Source organism: Rhodococcus sp. P3_B8 (assembly GCF_056402775.1).
This window is the reverse complement of the sequence record NZ_JBFUGT010000631.1, coordinates 1-1,314: the sequence shown is the minus strand read 5'-3', so window position 1 is coordinate 1,314 and position 1,314 is coordinate 1. Positions and strand designations below refer to the sequence as shown.

Here is a 1,314-nt window from a genome sequence, read left to right as displayed (position 1 = left end):
TCCGAGAACTGGGCGTGGAACAGCAGCCCGGACTGCAGCGGTGACAGCGACCAGATGTCCGACAGTGCCGGGAACCGGGCCTCGAGCCGGTCGATCGCGTCCTGGTCGAGGGTGACCAGGTCCAAATCGGACGGGGTCACACCGCCGGCGTCGGGCCGCGCGACGTGGGTGGTCAGCGCGGTCAGCGCCTGCACCCACAGGTCGGCGAGTGCGCGGACCTCGGACGGGGTGAGGACCCCGGTCGGGAACGCCCACGTGGCCCGCAGCCGGTTGCCGTCGGCCCCGGTGCCGGTGACGGCGTTGATGTCGAGCGCCGACGCCACCGGGATGTCGGAGGCGGGGATGTCGTCGAGCTTCGTGTCCGTCACCGGAACCCAGGCGTGACCGTGGATGTCGGTGGACGTCGCGCCGCCCAGCCGGCCCAGGTAGTTGAACGTGACCTGCGGCTTCGCCAGCGCCCGCAGTTGATCCGCGCTCTCCGGGTCCAGGTAGCGGAGCATGCCGTAGCCGATGCCGTGATCCGGGATGGCCAGCAACTGTTCCTTGATCGCCTTGACCGCGGACCCCGCGGCCTTGCCACCGGCGAACGCGTCGTCGAGGTCGATGCCCGACAGGTCCAGGCGCACCGGGAACATCGCCGTGAACCAGCCGACGGTGCGGCCCAGGTCGGCGCCCGGCAGCACCTGGTCCTCGCGGCCGTGGCCTTCGAGGCTGACCAGCGATTCGCGCGTGAAGTCGCCCTGGGTGCGCCGCCACTGGGCCAGTGCCAGCGCCAGCGCGGTGAGCAATCCGTCGTTGACGCCGCCGTGGAACGCCTCGGGAACACGCGTGAGCAGTGCGTCCGTCACGTCGGCGGGCACCTCCACGGTCACCTTCTCGACGGTCCCGGCCACGTCGACCGCGGCGTCGAGCGGACGCGATCCGATGAGCGGGTCGTCGGCCTCGAGCACCCGGCGCCACAGTTCGATCTCGCCGCCGCGTTCGCGTGTCGCCTCGACGAGGCCGTGCGACCAGCGCCGCATCGACGTGCCGACCGGTTCGAGGGCCGGTTCCTGACCGGCGGAGACCTGCGCCCACGCGGTCGCCAGGTCGGGGACGAGGATCCGCCACGACACACCGTCGACCACCAGGTGGTGGGCCACGACCAGCAGCCGCCCGCCCTCGTCGCCGGCGTCGAACCACACCATCTGCAGCATGACCCCGGCCTCGGGGTCCAGTCGTCCTGCCGCGGCATCGAGTTCACGGGTCGCGACCTCCGCGAACCCGGAACCGACCACCGACGCGACCTCGACGCGGTGCAGCACGTCGTCGACG

Annotated in this window: 1 protein-coding gene; it reads right to left on the bottom strand. The window is 71.8% G+C overall.

Going from position 1 to position 1,314, the window contains the following annotated elements; all coding sequences use genetic code 11:
- Window positions 1-1,314: condensation domain-containing protein (locus tag AC1D1G_RS45300; protein ID WP_477956953.1), on the bottom strand; the 1,314-nt coding region annotated here is incomplete at both ends.